The organism is Streptomyces sp. NPDC001492, assembly GCF_053597275.1.
On the sequence record NZ_JBSFHW010000015.1, the window covers coordinates 97,603 to 113,221 of the forward strand.

The window sequence follows — 15,619 nt, forward strand, 5'->3', positions numbered from 1 at the left end:
TGTGACCCAGACCATAAGGAGAACGATGCCGTTTCGCTAATAGGGAGAGCTATGCTGTTCTCCAGGTGAACGAAACCGTTTCGTTTAGAGGCGGGAAGGACAGCCATGGTCTCCGTACTCATCGTCAACGACCAGTCCCTGCAACGCGTCGGCCTGCGCATGCTCCTGACGGCAGAGCCCGATCTGACCGTGGTCGGCGAAGCAGCGAGCGCAGCCGAGGCGGTCGGCAAGTGCTCCGCGCTCCGTCCGGACGTCGTCCTGATGGACAGCCACCTCGCCGGCACTGACGACATCGAAGCCATCCGGCGCATCGCACGCCCCGCACACCTCCCGCGGTTCCTCTCATCCTCCGAGACCGCCACGCCGGCCGGGCCCCCTCCCCGCGTCCTGGTCCTGACCTCGACCCCGCACGAGAGGCACGCCTACGCCGCCCTGCGCGCCGGCGCGGCCGGATTCCTCCTCACCGACGCCGCCCCGGACGAACTGACCGCGGCCATCCGCGTGGTGGCCGCAGGAGACGCGGCGATCACGCCCGCCCTCACCCGTGCGCTCATCGACGCGGTCCGCGAGCAGCCGGCCGGCCGCCCCGCCGGGCGGGAGGCCGGACTGAACACCCTCACCGAACGCGAACGCGACGTCCTGACCGCCGTCGCCTCAGGCTGGTCCAACACCGAGATCGCCATCCGTCTGTCCATCGCCCCGACCACCGTCAAATCCCACGTCAGCCACATCCTCGCCAAGATCGGCGCCCGCGCCCGCGTGCAGGCCGTGACGTTCGCCTACGAATCGGGGCTGATACGCCCGGCGGCCTGAGGGGCCGTTCTACAGCGGCGGTCGCACGGGGCCGTCAGCGGCGCCGGGCTCGTTGACGGTGAGCCGGGTGAACTCGCCTGCTGCCCGAGGCAGCAGCCTTCTCGCGGCGGGCAGCGACACCACTTCCCATACCTGGTACGCCGTCCCCGAGAACGTCCCGTCGCAGAAGAAGCGACCGCAGGTACGGGCGGATCCGGGCCGCAAGCCCGCCTCGACGCCCGGCGGGCACCGCGGCCGTCGCGCGCCACATCGGCCGGCCCCCAGGGCGTTGCAGAACCGGCTCCCCGGCGGAGGCATCGCCCCTGCTCCGCCCCCATGTGCCGGTCGTCCGTCCCGGAACTCCCGCGGAATTGTCCGTGATCAGTAACAGACGGATCCCTGAGCAACCTTTCGCCGTCCTGACAGGTGCACAAGCAACACCGGGATGACAGGGGCGGGGCAGAAATGGCGCGGCATGGCGGGCGGGGTTGGTACGGCCGGGTATTCGCGGCGGCGGTCGGGGTGACGGCGGTGGCGGCGGCCACCTCGGTGTGGACCGCGCAGGCGGGCCCCTTCAGCGGGCAGCACTCGGGCACCTCGGCCCACCCCTCCTCGGCGGCGGGCGCCGGCCGGACGACCCCGGTGGCGGCGAGCATCGTCCACGCCTCGGACCGGGGCGCCCGGGGCGTCAACATCACCATCGACGACGGGCCGGACCCGGTCTGGACGCCGCAGGTCCTCCAAGTGCTCAAGGACAGCGGGGTGAAGGCCACCTTCTGCATGGTCGGTACCCAGGCCCAGGCGCACCCGGACCTGGTCAAGGCCGTGGTGGCGGCCGGGCACCGGCTGTGCGACCACACGGTGTCGCACGACACCACCATGGACAAGAAGCCCAACTCCTACCAGTCCAAGGAGATCCTGGACGCCGCCGGCATGATCACCAAGGCCTCCGGGGGCGTCCGGCCGCTGTACTACCGGGCCCCGGGCGGTGCCTTCACGCCCTACAGCAGGCACCTCGCCGCCGGGCAGGGGATGCGGCCGCTGGGCTGGAACGTGGACTCCAAGGACTTCGAACGCCCCGGCACCGCCGCCATCATCACCACCGTCAAGAACGAGCTGTCCAACGGCCCGACGATCCTCTTCCACGACGCCGGCGGAGACCGCTCGCAGACCGTGGCGGCCCTGCGCGAGATCCTGCCGTGGCTGAAGCAGCAGGGGTACTCGTTCGGCTTCCCGGTGCGCTGAGCACCTGCCCGGCAACTGCCGCTCGCGCGTCAGAGCCTGGCGCCGAAGTCCTGCGTCCACCACGGCCCGCCCGACCCGTCGTGGACGCCCACGCCGATGTCCTTGAACGAGCAGTTGAGGATGTTGGCGCGGTGGCCGGGACTGTTCATCCAGGACTCCATCACCGCCTCCGGCGTCTGCTGGCCCTGGGCGATGTTCTCCCCGTACGTGGACCACTTGTAGCCCGCGGCGGTGATGCGCTGCCCGGGGTCGAGGCCGTCCGGATCGGTGTGGTCGAAGAAGTCGCGGGCGGCCATGTCGTCGGAGTGGCCCTGCGCGGCCTTCTCCAGTTGCGGGTCCTCGGTGAGCGCGCCGCAGCCGTTGGCGGCCCGTTCCTTGTTCACCAGGGCGACCACCTGCGCAACGGTCTCCGAGGGCGTCGACGACACCTCGGGTGTGCCGGTCGCCGTCCGCGTCGGGCGGGCGGACGGGCGGGGAGCCGGCGCGTCCTTCTTCGCGGGGCGCGGGCTCTTGGAGGAGCTCGCCTTCTTCGTCGATGACGCGGAGGGAAACGCAGACGTGGAGGCCGGCGGCGGAGTGTCGACCGCACCGGACTCCGACAGCTCCACGACAGGGGCACCCGCGGTGTGTTCGGCGCTCGCCCCTTCGCCGCCGGCCCCGGGATCCGTGCCGAAGTACCAGAGGCCGCCGCCCGCCACACAAGCCGCCACGACCGCCCCGCCGACGGCCCGGCGCCGGTTGCGCCGGCGGCGGCGCACCTCGCTCCGGGACGCCCGCCCGCGCGCGGCACGGTGTCCGGCCCCCGGGCCCGATCCGGTACGGCCACCGGAGCTGCCGGAGGGCGACGGCGCCGCGCCGGGCATGGCCATCCCGGCTTCGGCCATCCCTCCCCAGGCGGCGCGCACGCCCGTCAGCAGCGAGGGCGCCGCGGCAACCAGTGCCAGCCCGGCCAGCAGCCCCTCCACGGGCATCAGCCCGCTCCACAGGCCCGAGCACCGCCCGCAGCCACGGGCGTGCCGGGCTATTCGTTTGCGCCACAGCGCCGAGGGCCGCCCGTCCCAGGTGCCCAGCATGCCGCACAGTTCCCGGCACGGCGGCTGCGCGTCGAGCGCACGCACCACCACGCGGGCCGCCTCCAGCTGCGCCTTCATCCGCTGTACCCGTACCGCAGTGTGCTGCGGCGACAACTCGAGGGCGGCAGCCACCTCGGCTCGGGTCAGCTCGCCGGCGCACTCCAGCCACCACAGCGACAGCAGCCCCCGGTCGTCGGGCTCCAGCCAGCGCGTGGCGCGCGCTGTTTCCTCGCGCTGGCCGGAGAGCTGCAACTGTACGAGGGTGAGGTCCACGAAGTCGGCGCCCGGATCGGCGAGTTCCTCGGCCTCCTCCACGGTGCCCAGGGCGAACTGCCGGTCCTGCCAGTGCTTGCGGATCTCGTTCATCGCGATCGCCACGAGCCAGGAGCGGAAGCTCTCGGGGGCGCGCAGACCGCCCAGTCCGTCCAGGGCGCGCAGCATGGTCTCCTGCACCACGTCGTCGACGTCGACCGAGCCGTTCAGCGCCCGCCCCACGATGTTGTAGACCAGCGGGAGGTACGCGCCGACCAGGGCGTCCTGGGCTTCCGGGTCGCCCCCTCGGGCGGCGGCCACGAGTGCCGCCGGCTCCACCGCGCGCTGTGTACCCATGAAAACTGTCCCGTCCTCGACGCCGAACGATCCTGCCCGATACCTGGGAGACCGGTGGGCGGGTGTCGGATAACAGTTCTTCGGACACACGCCCAGTCAACCAGTGGCGTTCCGGTGGATGTCTGGCTGGAGGTGCCGGGAGTAATTCGCTACCTTCCTTCGCATCTGTAGCTCGTTGTCCCTTCTGTGGAGGAGAACTTGACGTCCATGAGGAACGTTGCCGCCACTGTGGCGATCGCCGTCACCGCGCTGGCAGGGGCGTCCGTACCGGCCGGCGCTGCGGGCCCGTCCGGCGATGCGCAGGCCCAGGCCACCAACGTCGACGGGCGGACCGTCCAGGAGAGCGCCCCGCTGGAGCACTCGCTGCTCGACTTCGTGCAGCGCGCTGCTTCCCCGGACGAGAGCGAGCTCGGGGTGGCCTGCTTCAACGGGCGCACGGACGGCGACCGAAGCGTCTATGTGACCTGCGACAGCCACACCTACCCGGTGTATGTGGACTGCACCGACGGCCGCCATGAGTTCCGGCGGTCCTACTCGGGCCGGTGGGACTTCCGTCTGACCTGCCCTGCGGGAACCCGGGCGGTGTGGGGCGGCAGTTGGTTCGGGCATGCCTAGTCCGCGACTGGTCATCAGGGCGTGATGTGCGGGCCTCGGGCCGTCGGCCGGCAGGGCGGAGAGAGCTGGTCCCTCTCCGCCCTGCACGTCTTCCTCAAGCGTCATCGGCGACATGAGCACCTTGCGGTCCCAGGCGGGCGAGCGGCGAGAGGGCCATCAGAACCGGCGACAGCAGCATGCCTGCGGCGGTGGCCAGGAGGCTGGTGTGGGTGCCCCACACTTCCGCGAGAAAGCCACCGAGCAGCGAGCCGAGCGGGGTCATCCCCATACCGACGAAGTTGATCGTCGCGGCCGCACGGCCCTGCATCCCGTCCGGAGTGACGGTCTGCCGGACGGCCATGACCGTGACGTTCACCAGCTGACTGAAGGTTCCGTAGACGAAGTTGAGCGCCAAGAGCGCGGGCACCGTCACCACAGCGGAACCGTGCAGTGCGGGCACCAACAGGAACACACCGTCGCCGAGCGCCGCCGCGGACACGAGCACCGGCCCGTATCCGAAGCGGCCCGGTAGACGGGCGGCCAGCAGCGAGCCCAGGAGCGCGCCGGGCCCCGTCGCGGCGAGGGCGAGTCCGATCGCGGTGCCCGACAGGTGCAGGTCCCGTGGCAGGAACAGCAGATAGACGGTCGTCGCGGCCGCGAAGAAGAACTGGAAGGCGGCCGACGCGAGGCACACGGTCCGCAGCAGGGCGTCGCCGACGACGAAGCGCAGGCCCTCCTGGATGCGCCGCCACAGCCGCGGAGGACGCTCCAAGCGTTCCGGGACCGCTTCGCCGCGCCCCATCCGTCGAATCGACAGGAACGACAGGACGAAGCACACCGCGCCGGCGGCGACGGCGATCGGCGCCGACAGCACGGACACCAACGCACCGCCGAGAGCGGGCCCGCCGATCTGCGCGGCGGACCGGCTGCCCTCGAGCGCGCTGTTGCCCCGTACCAACTGATCGCGTTCCACCAGCCGTACCAGGGACGCCTGGTAGGCCATGTCGAAGAACACGGACAGAGCCCCGACGGCGAAGGCGACCACCAGCAGCTCCGGCAGGCCGAGCCATCCGAGAAGCCCGGCCACGGCGGCGGCGCCCAGTACCAGGGCCCGACCGGCGTCCGTCAGCACCATCACCGTACGGGTCCGCCATCTGTCCACCCACGCGCCCACGAACAGCGACAGCAGCAGGATCGGCGCCTGGCCCGCCGCGCGCAGGGCGCCCAACTGGCCGGGGTCGGCGTTGAGCGTCAGGACGGCGAGGAGCGGCAGAACCACCAGGCTTGCCTGCTCGCCCAGTTGGGAGACGGTCTGGCCCGCCCAGAGGCGGCGGAAGTCGCCGTCCCGCCACAGGTTTGTCGCCCCTTGTCGACCCGGGTCGGATACGGCGGAGGAGGAGAACGGCACAGGGACCTCTCGTACGACCGACAACGGGAAGGCCCGCTGTGCCCCCCGATGGCTTCTGCCGGACCAGGTTCGTCCTCGACACCCGGCACCCGCACGTCATTTACGCTCCGGGCCGGCGCATATCGCCGGCATATCGAAAACCACATACGTGCCGGCAACACCGTGCTGCCTTGACTGGGGGTATGACTCGAATCCCGTCATCGGCACCCACAACGAACCGCCGGACGCGCGGCCTGATGGTCGTCGGCCTGATCGTGGTCATAGCGGTGATGACCGCGGTCCTCGGCTACCGGGTGCCGAAGTCCTCGTCCTCCTCGTCGCTTTCGCCTCCGTCGGCCGAATTGCCTTCAGATGCTCGTCGCGGTGAGCACGGCGGTGCGCTGGGCGAAGCCGACGGGATCGTCCCCGACGGCGTGACGGTCTTCAACGACACGATTCCGGCTGTGGCCAAGCTCGATCCGGAGCTGCTCAAGGCCCTGCGCCGGGCGGCGTCGGCTGCCGCTCACGACGGAGTCACCTTCTACGTCAACAGCGGCTGGCGTTCCACGGCGTACCAGAACCAGCTGCTGCGACAGGCGGTCGCCACGTACGGATCCGAGAACGAGGCCGCCCGATGGGTGGCCACCGCGGCGACCTCTCCGCACGTCACGGGAGACGCCGTCGACCTCGGGCGTTCGGATGCGACGGCGTGGCTGTCCCGGCACGGCGCCGAGTACGGGCTGTGCCAGATCTACCGGAACGAAACCTGGCACTACGAACTGCGGATCAGTGCGATCGCTCGTGGCTGTCCGCGGATGTATGCCGACCCCACCGAGGACCCGAGGATGCAGCAGTGACCGGCAGTGAGCGAGGACGGACGATGACGCAGGTGGACGCGGCGGAGACCGGACACGACGGCGCCGACCGCCGGGACACCGGCTCCCGTGCCTGGAGCGGGCCCCTCCGGCAGGCGATCCGCAGAGCGTCCCGGCCCGAGCCCTGGAAGCGCGGCCCGGTCCTGGCGGCGTCGGCGCTGCTGCTCGGACTGCTCATGCTGCTGCACGCCGAGATCCCCAACCGGGTGGGGAACCTCGGCAGCCTGGTGGAGACCTTCCTGCCCTGGTTCGGCGTGTTCGTCCCGGTGCTGCTGGCCGGGGCGATCTGGCGCCGCTCCGCCTCCGCGGTGGCCGCGCTGCTGCTGCCGGTGACGGTGTGGCTGCACCTCTTCGGCGGGATGCTCGGCGACAAGTCCCACCCGGGCAGCGACCTCACCGTGGCCGGCCACAACGTCGGCGCCGACAACCCCGACCCGGCCGGTACCGCCCGCGACCTGATCGCCTCAGGGGCGGACGTGCTGGCGCTGGAGGAGCTCACCCCCCAGGCGCGGGGCGTCTACGAGAAGGGACTGGCGAAGGCGTACCCGTACCACACGGTGCTGGGCACGGTCGGGCTGTGGAGCAAGCTGCCGATCTCGGACACCCGGCCGATCGACACCGGGATGGACTACGGGCCGTTGGCGGCCACCAAACCGGCCTCCGTCAAGCTGACCTACAACCGGGCGCTGCGCACCACGGTGGCCACGCACCACGGTCCGCTGGCGGTGTATGTGGCCCACCTGGGATCCGCACGGGTGAATCCGCGAGCGGGCTTCGCGACGGACTCGCGGGACAGGAACGCGCAGATGCTCGCCAAGGCCGTCGCCGCCGAGAAGAGCGAGCGGGTGGTGCTGCTCGGCGATCTCAACGGCACCACCGACGACCGCGCGTTCGCCGGCCTCACCTCGCAACTGCGCTCCGCGCAGCAGCTGGCCGGGGACGGCTTCGGCTTCAGCTGGCCGGCGAGGTTCCCGGTGGCGCGGATCGACCAGATCCTGGTCCGCGGCGTGCAGCCGGACAGCTCGTGGGTGCTGCCGGCCACCGGCAGCGACCACCTGCCGGTGGCGGCCGGAATCAGCTGGTGAACACCGCGCCATAGGCTGATCCTCCTTGCGAGATCACCACACGTGAGAGGACGTCCGACCATGACACAGGCCCGGCTCCGGTCCCCGAGCGGCGGAGGGAATCAGGCGGCAGTCGAGGAATTCCTGCGCGGCCATGGAGCCGGCCGATTACCCCACCCGGGCGGCACACTGCTCGAGCACCTGCTGCGGGTCCAGGAGATGCTGGCCGCATGGGGAGCCGGCCCCGAGATCCGGACCGCGGGGCTGTGTCACGCGACCTACGGAACCGACGGCTTCGCCACGTCCCTGCTGCCCCTCACCGAACGGGCAACGCTCGTCGACCTGATCGGTGACCGGGCGGAGGGACTGGTGTACCTGTACGCCGGCTGTGACCGCGCCGCCGTCTACCCACGCATCGACGGCAGCCCGGCGGTCACCTTCCGGGACCGCTTCACCGGCCGCGAACACCAGCCCTCCCCCGACGACCTGAGGGCGTTCCTCGACATCACGGCCGCCAACGAACTCGACGTACTGGCACACAACGCGGAACTGGCCAAGCAGTACGGCCCCGGGCTGTACGGCTTCCTCACACGTGCCGGCTCACTGCTGTCTGCTCCCGCGCGGGACGCCGTTGCCCGGCAACTGGGGCACCTGCCGTAGGCTCCGCAGCCGTCGTCAGATGCCGAGCCGGCTCGACAGGCGTTCGTCCCGAGCAGGCTCCGTTACGGCGTCGCCAGGCCCAAGGGGGCGAACGTGTGCCGCTCCCAGAGACGCCGGGAGGCTTCCTCGGGGTAGGCGGCCACCGTGGGTTCGGCGTCGAGGAGTTGGACCAGGCGCCGTGCGTCGTCGTAGGCGGGCCAGCCCGGGTCGCCGGTGGCGGCGAAGGCGGTCCAGGCCGAGCGGAAGCGTGCGGAGAGTGCCTCGGTCTCGGGTGTGGGGACGGGTCCGACGAGCATGGCTCCCAAGCCGCCGTACACACCGAAGGTCAAGGGCACGTCCAGGCCGTGACAGGCACCCAGGGCGCCGCCGTTCGCCGGGGCGGACCAGGTGAGTTCGTACAGGTGCGCCCGGCCACCGCCCGCCACCTGTGCCTGAGCGAGGTGCAGCGTGGGCATGCGGAACAGCCGGTCGGACTGGACGAGTTCGAACAAGGTCTCCGCGGAGGCCTCCGGGAAGGCGGCCCGGTAGGCCTGCCCGGCGTCCGGTGTGGGGCCGAACAGCGCCAGCGCCATCGACGCGAGGTTGTCGTCCACCTGGCCGAGCAGCCCGGCGAGCAGGAGGAAGAGCCGGTATTCGTCCCGGTTGTGGCCGGCGATGAGCTCGATGTCCCGTGCGGATCCACCCGCCAGTGCCTCCCAGGGTGCGGTGGGCAGGATCTCGCCGTCGACGACGGGGGAATACGGCGTCGGCGTGAGGGCGACCGGACCCCACCGGTGGAGGTACTCGCGCATGCGGGCGCTCAACGCGGCCCCCGCCTCGGTCAGTTTGCGCGGGTCCACCCCGGACAGGTCGGCCACCGTCGGGCGCAGCCCCAGCTCGCCCGCGAGGGCCTGGGCGATGTCCGCGGCCAGCGCGTCCGAGAAGAACGTGCCCGGCACGCTCTGCGCGACGGCCCGCCGAAAGAGGCCCCGGGCGCGCGGCATGGCCAGCAGCGAGGCGATGGATCCGGCGCCGGCCGATTCGCCGAAGACGGTGACCTGGTCCGGGTCGCCGCCGAAGGCCGTGATGTTCTCCCGCACCCACTCCAGGGCGGCCACCTGGTCGAGCAGTCCCCGGTTCGCCGGGGCGCCCTCGATGCGCGCGAACCCCTCCATGCCCACGCGGTAGTTGAAGGTCACCACGACCAGCTCGCCGTCCCGGGCCAGGCGACCGGCGTCGTAGGCGGGGTCGTCGGAGGAGCCGAACTTGTAGGCGCCGCCGTAGAACCACACCATCACGGGCCGTCGCGCCGCCGGGTCCGCTTCCGGCGTCCAGACGTTGACCGTCAGCCAGTCGTCACCGGCCCCGGGCGTACCGACGGGCTCCGCGTCGGGTCCGAGCGGCTCCTGCGGGGGCGGCGGACCGAACGCGTACGCCTCCCGGACGCCGTCCCAGCGCTCCGCCGGTCGCGGCGCCGCGAAGCGGGCCTCGCCCACCGGCGGCTGCGCATACGGGATGCCGCGGAAGACGGCAAGGCCCCCCTCGCGGCGGCCGCGCACCGCGCCCGCCGTGGTGCCGGCCTCTGGAAACTCCGCACTGCTCATGATGGCTCCTCAGGCAGCCGCCACTGGGCGGCCTCCGTCCTTGTGCGACTCCGCCGGCCACCAGTGAAGCACATTTCACCTGGCGAACCACCCCTGTGCGGAAGACGTAGACGCACGGAATGCCCTCGTCAGCGACTCCGGCCTGAGTAGGGTCATCCGAATGAAGGCACTTCTGTTATCCGGTGGTTCAGGCACCCGTTTGCGCCCCATCACCTATACGTCGGCCAAGCAGCTCGTACCGGTCGCGAACAAGCCGGTGCTGTTCTACGGCCTGGAGGCGATCGCCGAGGCCGGCATCACCCAGGTCGGGATCGTCGTCGGGGACACCGCGGAGGAGATCCGGGAGGCGGTCGGGGACGGTTCCGCGTTCGGCATCGACGTCACCTACATCCCGCAGGCGGCGCCGCTGGGGCTCGCCCATGCGGTGCTGATCTCCCGCGAGTTCCTCGGTGAGGACGACTTCGTGATGTACCTCGGCGACAACTTCGTCGTCGGCGGCATCACGGATCTCGTGGACGCCTTCCGCACGGACCGGCCCCAGGCGCAGATCCTGCTGACGAAGGTGCCGAACCCGACCGCGTTCGGGGTGGCCGAACTGGACGCGTCGGGCCAGGTGACCGGCCTGGAGGAGAAGCCCGCGCATCCCAAGAGCGAGCTGGCGCTGGTCGGCGTCTATCTGTTCACCCCGGCGATCCATGAGGCGGTGCGGTCGATCGAGCCGTCCTCGCGCGGCGAGCTGGAGATCACGGATGCCATTCAGTGGCTGATCGACGACGGGCGTGAGGTGCGCTCCACGACCATCTCCGGATACTGGAAGGACACCGGGAACGTCACCGACATGCTCGAGGTCAACCGCTCGGTGCTGGAGCGCCTGGAGCGCCGGATCGACGGCACGGTCGACGCCGACAGCGAGATCATCGGCCGGGTGCGGATCGAGCCGGGGGCGAAGGTGACCGGCAGCCGGATCGTGGGCCCGGCCGTCGTCGGTGCGAACGCCGTGATCACCGACTCGTACATCGGCCCGTTCACCTCGATCGCCGGCGACTGCCGGATCGAGGACAGTGAGATCGAGTACTCCATCGTGCTGCGCGACTCCTCGGTGAGCGGCGTCCGACGGGTGGAGGCCTCCCTCATCGGCCGCAACGTCGAGGTCACTCCCGCGCCCCGCAAGCCCGCTTCCCACCGTTTCGTCCTCGGCGATCACAGCAAGGTGCAGATTGCCTCGTGACAACCGCTGTGCGGGCAACGGGCCTGGGGGACCTGCCGGTTGCTGCGCCGGCCGAGAGGGCCGGCGCAGCAACCGCGTGCCTCGGCGGCGAGGGCCTCAGCGCGTGACCCGTGCCGCCCTTTCGATGACATCGGCGACCAGCCGGGGATGCGATACGGCCACCGAGTGCGAGGCGGCGACCTCGATGGTGTGGGCGTGGGCGCGCCGGGCCATGAAGCGCTGAACGGCGGCAGGGATGTTGAGGTCCTGCGTGGTGACGACGTCCCAGGCGGGCTTGTCCTTCCAGGCGGCGACGGTGGCCTTCTCCTCCAGCGCCGCCTGGGCGATGGGCCGTTGGGCGGCGGCCATCAGGGCGGCCTGGTTCGCGGGGACGTCGGCGGCGAACTGGTGGCGGAACTTGTCCTGCTGGATGTAGAGGTCGGTTCCGGTGGTGCCGTCGGCATTGGTGGAGGGAACGGGGTCGAGGGCGTCGGGGAGGGTGGAGCCCGGGTACTCGTTGGTCAGACCGAGGGCGTTCTCGCCGGGTGCCGGGAGAAAGGCCGCGACGTAGACCAGGGCCTTGACCTGGGGGTCGTCGGCGGCGGCCTCGCTGATCACCGAGCCGCCGTAGGAGTGGCCGACGAGGATCTTGGGGCCCTTGACGTGGTCGAGGACGGTACGCAGGGCGGCAGCGTCGCTGTGCGGACCGCGTAGGGGGTTGGCTGCCGCGACGACCGAGTAGCCGTCCGCGTGCAGTCTTCGCATCACGCCGTTCCAGCTGGAGCCGTCGGCGAAGGCACCGTGTTCCAGGACGATGGTCGGCCTGGCCTGCACGCCCTCCCCAGCAGGCCGGGATGCGCCGTTCGCGGTGGCGGCGAGCGTACCGGCCATGGCACCCGCTACGAGTGTCGCGGCGGCAACCGTCGCGAACCGCCGTCCGCCGACAGGCTTCGTACCCTTGCGGGCCTTCACCGCACGTCACCGTTCTGAGAGGTCGTGCTCACGTTGATGGTCACGGGGATGTTGTCGCGGGTGGCCTTGGAGTACGGGCAGATCCGGTGGGCGGCCTCCGCGAGCTCACGGGCGGTGTGCTCGTCGACCCCGCCGAGAACGGGGTTGAGCGTGGCGGAGAGGGTGAACTCGCCGTCGTCGCCGTGCGTGAGCGTGATCTCGGAGGTGATGGCGGTGCTGGTGAGCTTGATCCTGCGGATGGCGGCGGCACGGCGCAGGGCGCCGAGGAAGCAGGCCGCCCAGCCGGCGGCGAAGAGCTGTTCCGGGTTGGTGGCGTCGCCCGCCCCGCCGAGTTCCTTGGGTATGGCCAGGCTGTGGTCCAGGAGGCCGTCCTGCGAGCGGACGGTGCCGCCGTTGCGGCCCTCTCCGGTGACATTGACGACGGCTGTGTAGCTGACTGCCATGACGGGACCCCCTCTTGGGTCGGGATGTGTCGGGAAGGTGGGCTGCACGGTTGATGCAGCGAGGCCGGTCAGTGCCGGTGCGGCGGGACGCAGCGGAAGCTGTCGGCGCCCGCCGGGTCGCCCTGCCCCTTGTAGTGGGAGATCAAGGGGTAGCGGCACAGGTCGCGGGTGAGCGTCCGGCCGGAGGCGTTGGTCAGGGACGCGGTGAGTGTGGCGGGTGCCTTGCCCTGCTCGACCCACTTCGTCAGAGCCGCCAGGTCGTCCACCGCGCCCTTGAGCGCACAGTGGGCGGTGCCCGGAGCGAGGAAGAGGCGGTAGAAGTCGTCGACCCGGTGCGGGCCGCCCAGCTTCCGCTCGACGCGCTCGCGGTAGTCGACAGTGCCCCGGGTGGGGATCAGCTGGTCCGCCTGACCGTGGTAGGTGAGGAGCTTGCCCCCGGCGTCACGGAACGCGGACAGATCCGGGTCGTCCGTACCGATGAGCTTGCCGTACTCGTCCTGGGACTGCCTGAACACCTGCGTGAACTGGTCGTACGTCAGCTTCGAGGTGTCGAAGGAGGGCTGTTTCCTCACCCATGACGCGACCCAGGCGGCCGGGACGGAGAACGGGGCGTCGCCCGCGAGATACGTGAAGTCGGCGCCGACCGGCAGGCCGTACCAGAGCCTCTTGCCCGAGCTGGTCCGCGGGCCGTCCCAGATCTTGCGCACCACGGCCGCGTCGGCTGCCGTGACGGTCTCCTCCTTGCCGGCGCAGACGACCTTGGTGCCGATCAGACTGCGGGGATCGTAGGTGCACCGCTCGGCGTCGGCGACCAGGCCGTCCTTGATTCCGTCCAGTTGGTCGCAGGCCTTGAGGGCGGCCTGGTTGAAGGCGTTGAGCTTGCAGATGCCCGGGCGGGTCTTCTCCTCGTTCATCACCACCTGCGGCCACAGGGTGGCGACCTCGAACTCGTCCCAGTTGACGGCGGGTGCGTCGGCGAGGATGCCGTCGAAGTCGTCCGGGTGGCGCTGGGCCTCCATATAGCCCTGGCGTCCTCCGGTGGAGCAGCCGTTCCAGTAGGAGTAGGAGGCGGCCTTGCCGTAGACCTCGTCGACGACCTGCTTGCCGACGAGCGCCATCTCGTGCTGGGAGCGGTCGGCGAAGTTCTTCAGCAGCGCGGTGTCGACCTGCCCCTTGCTGTTCAGCGCCCAGCCCGTGTCCAGGACGTCGCCCACGCCTGCGTCGGTGGTGGCGGCGGCATAGCCGTTCTTGATCGCCGTACCCAGGCCCACTCCGTTGTCCCCGGCGGCGTAGGCACTGCCGCCGAGCGCCTGGAAACGGCCGTTCCAGCCCTGCGCGGGCAGCCATGTCCGCACCTTGGCGTGGTCACCGTCGCCGGGATGGGTGAGGGTGACGGTCACTTCGCAGTAGGCCGGTACGCCGGTGACCGAACCGCCCAGGATCCCGGTCCCGTTCACGGTGCCGCCCTCCTGGCGGGTCACCGTCACGGACTCCGCCTCGGTGCCGGCCGGGGCCCGCACGGAGACGGTCGAGCAGTTGAAGGGGGCGGCGGAGCCCCGGCTGTCGGCGGAGGCTCCGGTCGGCAGACACAAGGCCACCGCCAACGGCACTCCGGCCGCGACAAGGGTCAGAAGTCGTCTCATTGGCTTTCCTGTCATGACGAACGGACGCCTACAGCCCCAGGTCCAGGGCCAGGCACGAGTAGTACTTCCAGGCGCCCTCGGGGTGGTACGAGGCGACCCCGCCCCCGTGGCCGGCTTCCACCTCTTCGGTCATGTCCTCGAAGCGGATGCGCTCGGGGAGCGTGCCGTAGCGCGCGTGCCGCGATGACGCGGCCGGGTCCGTCGTCGGTTCCTTGTTCATGGCCGAACTCCATTTCTTCATCGGTCGATGCCTCGATCGAGTAACCACTCTGACAGGTGACGGCTGGGGCGACAAGACTCGTCACCCTTCCAATCGGTTATCCATCTCACTTCGTAACCGCTTTGACAGGTGATGCAGCCTGTGCCAGAGTCGCCCTGCCGCCGAACTCGCGGCAGCCGTGCGGGACTTGCCCCAATACGCGGGAGGCTTCAGATGATCAACAGGCGTACTTTCAACACGGCCATGGGTCTGGGCACGGGAGCGGCCGCCGCCTCACTGGCCGGCCTTCAGGGTGTTTCGAGCGCCGCGCCGGGCCTCTCGGCCACCGCGGGCACGCACACCTCGTTTCCCTCGCTCAAACAGGTCAAGGCCGGCCTGCTGGACGTCGGTTATGCCGAACTGGGCCCCGTTCACGGCCCGGTGGTCATCTGCCTGCACGGCTGGCCGTACGACATCCACAGTTACGTCGATGTCGCTCCGCTCCTTGCGGCCGAGGGCTACCGCGTGATCGTGCCCTACCTCCGTGGCCACGGCACCACCCGGTTCCTGTCCTCCCGCACCTTCCGCAACGGACAGCAGTCGGCGATCGCCCTGGACATCATCGCGCTGATGGACGCCCTCAAGATCCACAAGGCGGTGATCGCAGGCTTCGACTGGGGCTCACGGACCGGCGACATCCTCGCCGCGCTGTGGCCCGAGCGCGTCAAGGCCCTGGTCTCGGTGAGCGGTTACCTCATCACCGACCGCAAGGCCCAGCTCGAACCGCTCGCGGCGGCCGCGGAACACACATGGTGGTACCAGTTCTACTTCGCCACCGAGCGCGGCAAGAAGGCCATGGAGGACCACGACCACCGCACCCAGCTGACCCGGCTGGTCTGGGATGTCGTCTCGCCGACCTGGGCCTTCGACGACGCCACCTTCGCGCGCACCGCGGCCGCCTTCGACAATCCCGACTACGCGGCGGTCGTCATCCACAACTACCGCTGGCGGCTCAGCGTGGCCGAGGGCGAACCCCGCTACGACCGCTACGAGGAGAAGCTGGCCACGGCACCGCCCATCGCGGTGCCCACCCTCACCCTCGACCCCGAGAAGGACCCCTTCACCCTGCCCGGCAACGGTGCCATGTACCGCGACAAGTTCACCGGCAAGTACGAGCACCGGACACTGACCGGCATCGGCCACAACCTGCCCCAGGAGGCACCGACGGCCTTCGCCCAGGCCGTGGTCGACGCGGACCACCTCTGAACAGGGG

At 70.6% G+C, this 15,619-nt stretch carries 15 protein-coding genes; 8 read left to right on the forward strand and 7 right to left on the reverse strand.

The genetic code is table 11. The features are described 5' to 3' along the window. Positions 1–105: 105 nt before the first annotated feature. Both ACWC1K_RS20725 and ACWC1K_RS20730 read left to right on the forward strand, forming a co-directional pair. Positions 106–813: a LuxR C-terminal-related transcriptional regulator gene (locus ACWC1K_RS20725; protein ID WP_450833178.1), complete on the forward strand. Its 708-nt coding sequence runs from the start codon at positions 106–108 to the stop codon at positions 811–813. A 444-nt stretch (positions 814–1,257) separates the two neighbouring features. Next, entirely contained in the window at positions 1,258–2,037 is a 780-nt protein-coding gene (locus ACWC1K_RS20730) for a polysaccharide deacetylase family protein (protein WP_450833180.1), read from the forward strand. A 29-nt stretch (positions 2,038–2,066) separates the two neighbouring features. Here the strand turns inward: ACWC1K_RS20730 and ACWC1K_RS20735 are convergent, their stop codons facing one another. Then, positions 2,067–3,719, reverse strand: coding sequence for a sigma-70 family RNA polymerase sigma factor (locus tag ACWC1K_RS20735; protein ID WP_450833181.1), 1,653 nt, complete (start codon positions 3,717–3,719; stop codon positions 2,067–2,069). A 207-nt stretch (positions 3,720–3,926) separates the two neighbouring features. Here ACWC1K_RS20735 and ACWC1K_RS20740 point away from each other — a divergent pair, with 207 nt between their 5' ends. After that, complete coding sequence (locus tag ACWC1K_RS20740; RefSeq protein ID WP_450833183.1) at positions 3,927–4,334, forward strand: hypothetical protein; 408 nt, start codon at positions 3,927–3,929, stop codon at positions 4,332–4,334. A gap of 94 nt (positions 4,335–4,428) precedes the next feature. Here ACWC1K_RS20740 and ACWC1K_RS20745 read toward each other — a convergent pair whose 3' ends face one another. Then, positions 4,429–5,721 carry an MFS transporter gene (locus ACWC1K_RS20745; protein ID WP_450833184.1) on the reverse strand — a complete coding sequence of 431 codons (1,293 nt, stop codon included), beginning with the start codon at positions 5,719–5,721 and terminating at the stop codon, positions 4,429–4,431. Between the two features lie 182 nt (positions 5,722–5,903). On the opposite strand from ACWC1K_RS20745, the gene ACWC1K_RS20750 reads away from it, so the two are divergent. The 3 genes from ACWC1K_RS20750 to ACWC1K_RS20760 are packed head-to-tail and all read left to right on the forward strand — an operon-like array spanning position 5,904 to position 8,299. Continuing rightward, positions 5,904–6,557, forward strand: coding sequence for a M15 family metallopeptidase (locus ACWC1K_RS20750; protein ID WP_450833186.1), 654 nt, complete (start codon positions 5,904–5,906; stop codon positions 6,555–6,557). 23 nt (positions 6,558–6,580) lie between these two features. Then, positions 6,581–7,660 carry an endonuclease/exonuclease/phosphatase family protein gene (locus tag ACWC1K_RS20755; RefSeq protein ID WP_450833188.1) on the forward strand — a complete coding sequence of 360 codons (1,080 nt, stop codon included), beginning with the start codon at positions 6,581–6,583 and terminating at the stop codon, positions 7,658–7,660. Positions 7,661–7,720: 60 nt separating this feature from the next. Then, entirely contained in the window at positions 7,721–8,299 is a 579-nt protein-coding gene (locus ACWC1K_RS20760) for a DUF6817 domain-containing protein (RefSeq protein WP_450833190.1), read from the forward strand. A gap of 62 nt (positions 8,300–8,361) precedes the next feature. Here ACWC1K_RS20760 and ACWC1K_RS20765 read toward each other — a convergent pair whose 3' ends face one another. Beyond that, the gene (locus ACWC1K_RS20765; protein WP_450833192.1) at positions 8,362–9,882 is read right to left on the reverse strand and encodes a carboxylesterase/lipase family protein; all 1,521 of its coding nucleotides are present in this window, start codon (positions 9,880–9,882) and stop codon (positions 8,362–8,364) included. A gap of 160 nt (positions 9,883–10,042) precedes the next feature. Between ACWC1K_RS20765 and ACWC1K_RS20770 the strand changes: the two genes are divergently transcribed. Next, a complete protein-coding gene (locus ACWC1K_RS20770; RefSeq protein WP_450833194.1) occupies positions 10,043–11,110 on the forward strand; it encodes a glucose-1-phosphate thymidylyltransferase in 1,068 nt (355 codons plus the stop codon). Positions 11,111–11,206: 96 nt separating this feature from the next. On the opposite strand, the gene ACWC1K_RS20775 is transcribed toward ACWC1K_RS20770, so the two are convergent. The 4 genes from ACWC1K_RS20775 to ACWC1K_RS20790 form a co-directional block, all read right to left on the reverse strand. Further along, positions 11,207–11,980, reverse strand: a complete 774-nt coding sequence (locus tag ACWC1K_RS20775) for an alpha/beta fold hydrolase (RefSeq protein WP_450833196.1) — start codon at positions 11,978–11,980, stop codon at positions 11,207–11,209. A gap of 77 nt (positions 11,981–12,057) precedes the next feature. Further along, positions 12,058–12,504: an Ohr family peroxiredoxin gene (locus ACWC1K_RS20780; protein WP_450833197.1), complete on the reverse strand. Its 447-nt coding sequence runs from the start codon at positions 12,502–12,504 to the stop codon at positions 12,058–12,060. Between the two features lie 68 nt (positions 12,505–12,572). Next, positions 12,573–14,147, reverse strand: a complete 1,575-nt coding sequence (locus tag ACWC1K_RS20785) for a tannase/feruloyl esterase family alpha/beta hydrolase (RefSeq protein ID WP_450833199.1) — start codon at positions 14,145–14,147, stop codon at positions 12,573–12,575. 28 nt (positions 14,148–14,175) lie between these two features. Further along, positions 14,176–14,367 carry a hypothetical protein gene (locus ACWC1K_RS20790; protein ID WP_450833200.1) on the reverse strand — a complete coding sequence of 64 codons (192 nt, stop codon included), beginning with the start codon at positions 14,365–14,367 and terminating at the stop codon, positions 14,176–14,178. A gap of 213 nt (positions 14,368–14,580) precedes the next feature. Here ACWC1K_RS20790 and ACWC1K_RS20795 point away from each other — a divergent pair, with 213 nt between their 5' ends. Further along, entirely contained in the window at positions 14,581–15,612 is a 1,032-nt protein-coding gene (locus ACWC1K_RS20795) for an alpha/beta fold hydrolase (RefSeq protein ID WP_450833202.1), read from the forward strand. Positions 15,613–15,619 lie beyond the last annotated feature (7 nt).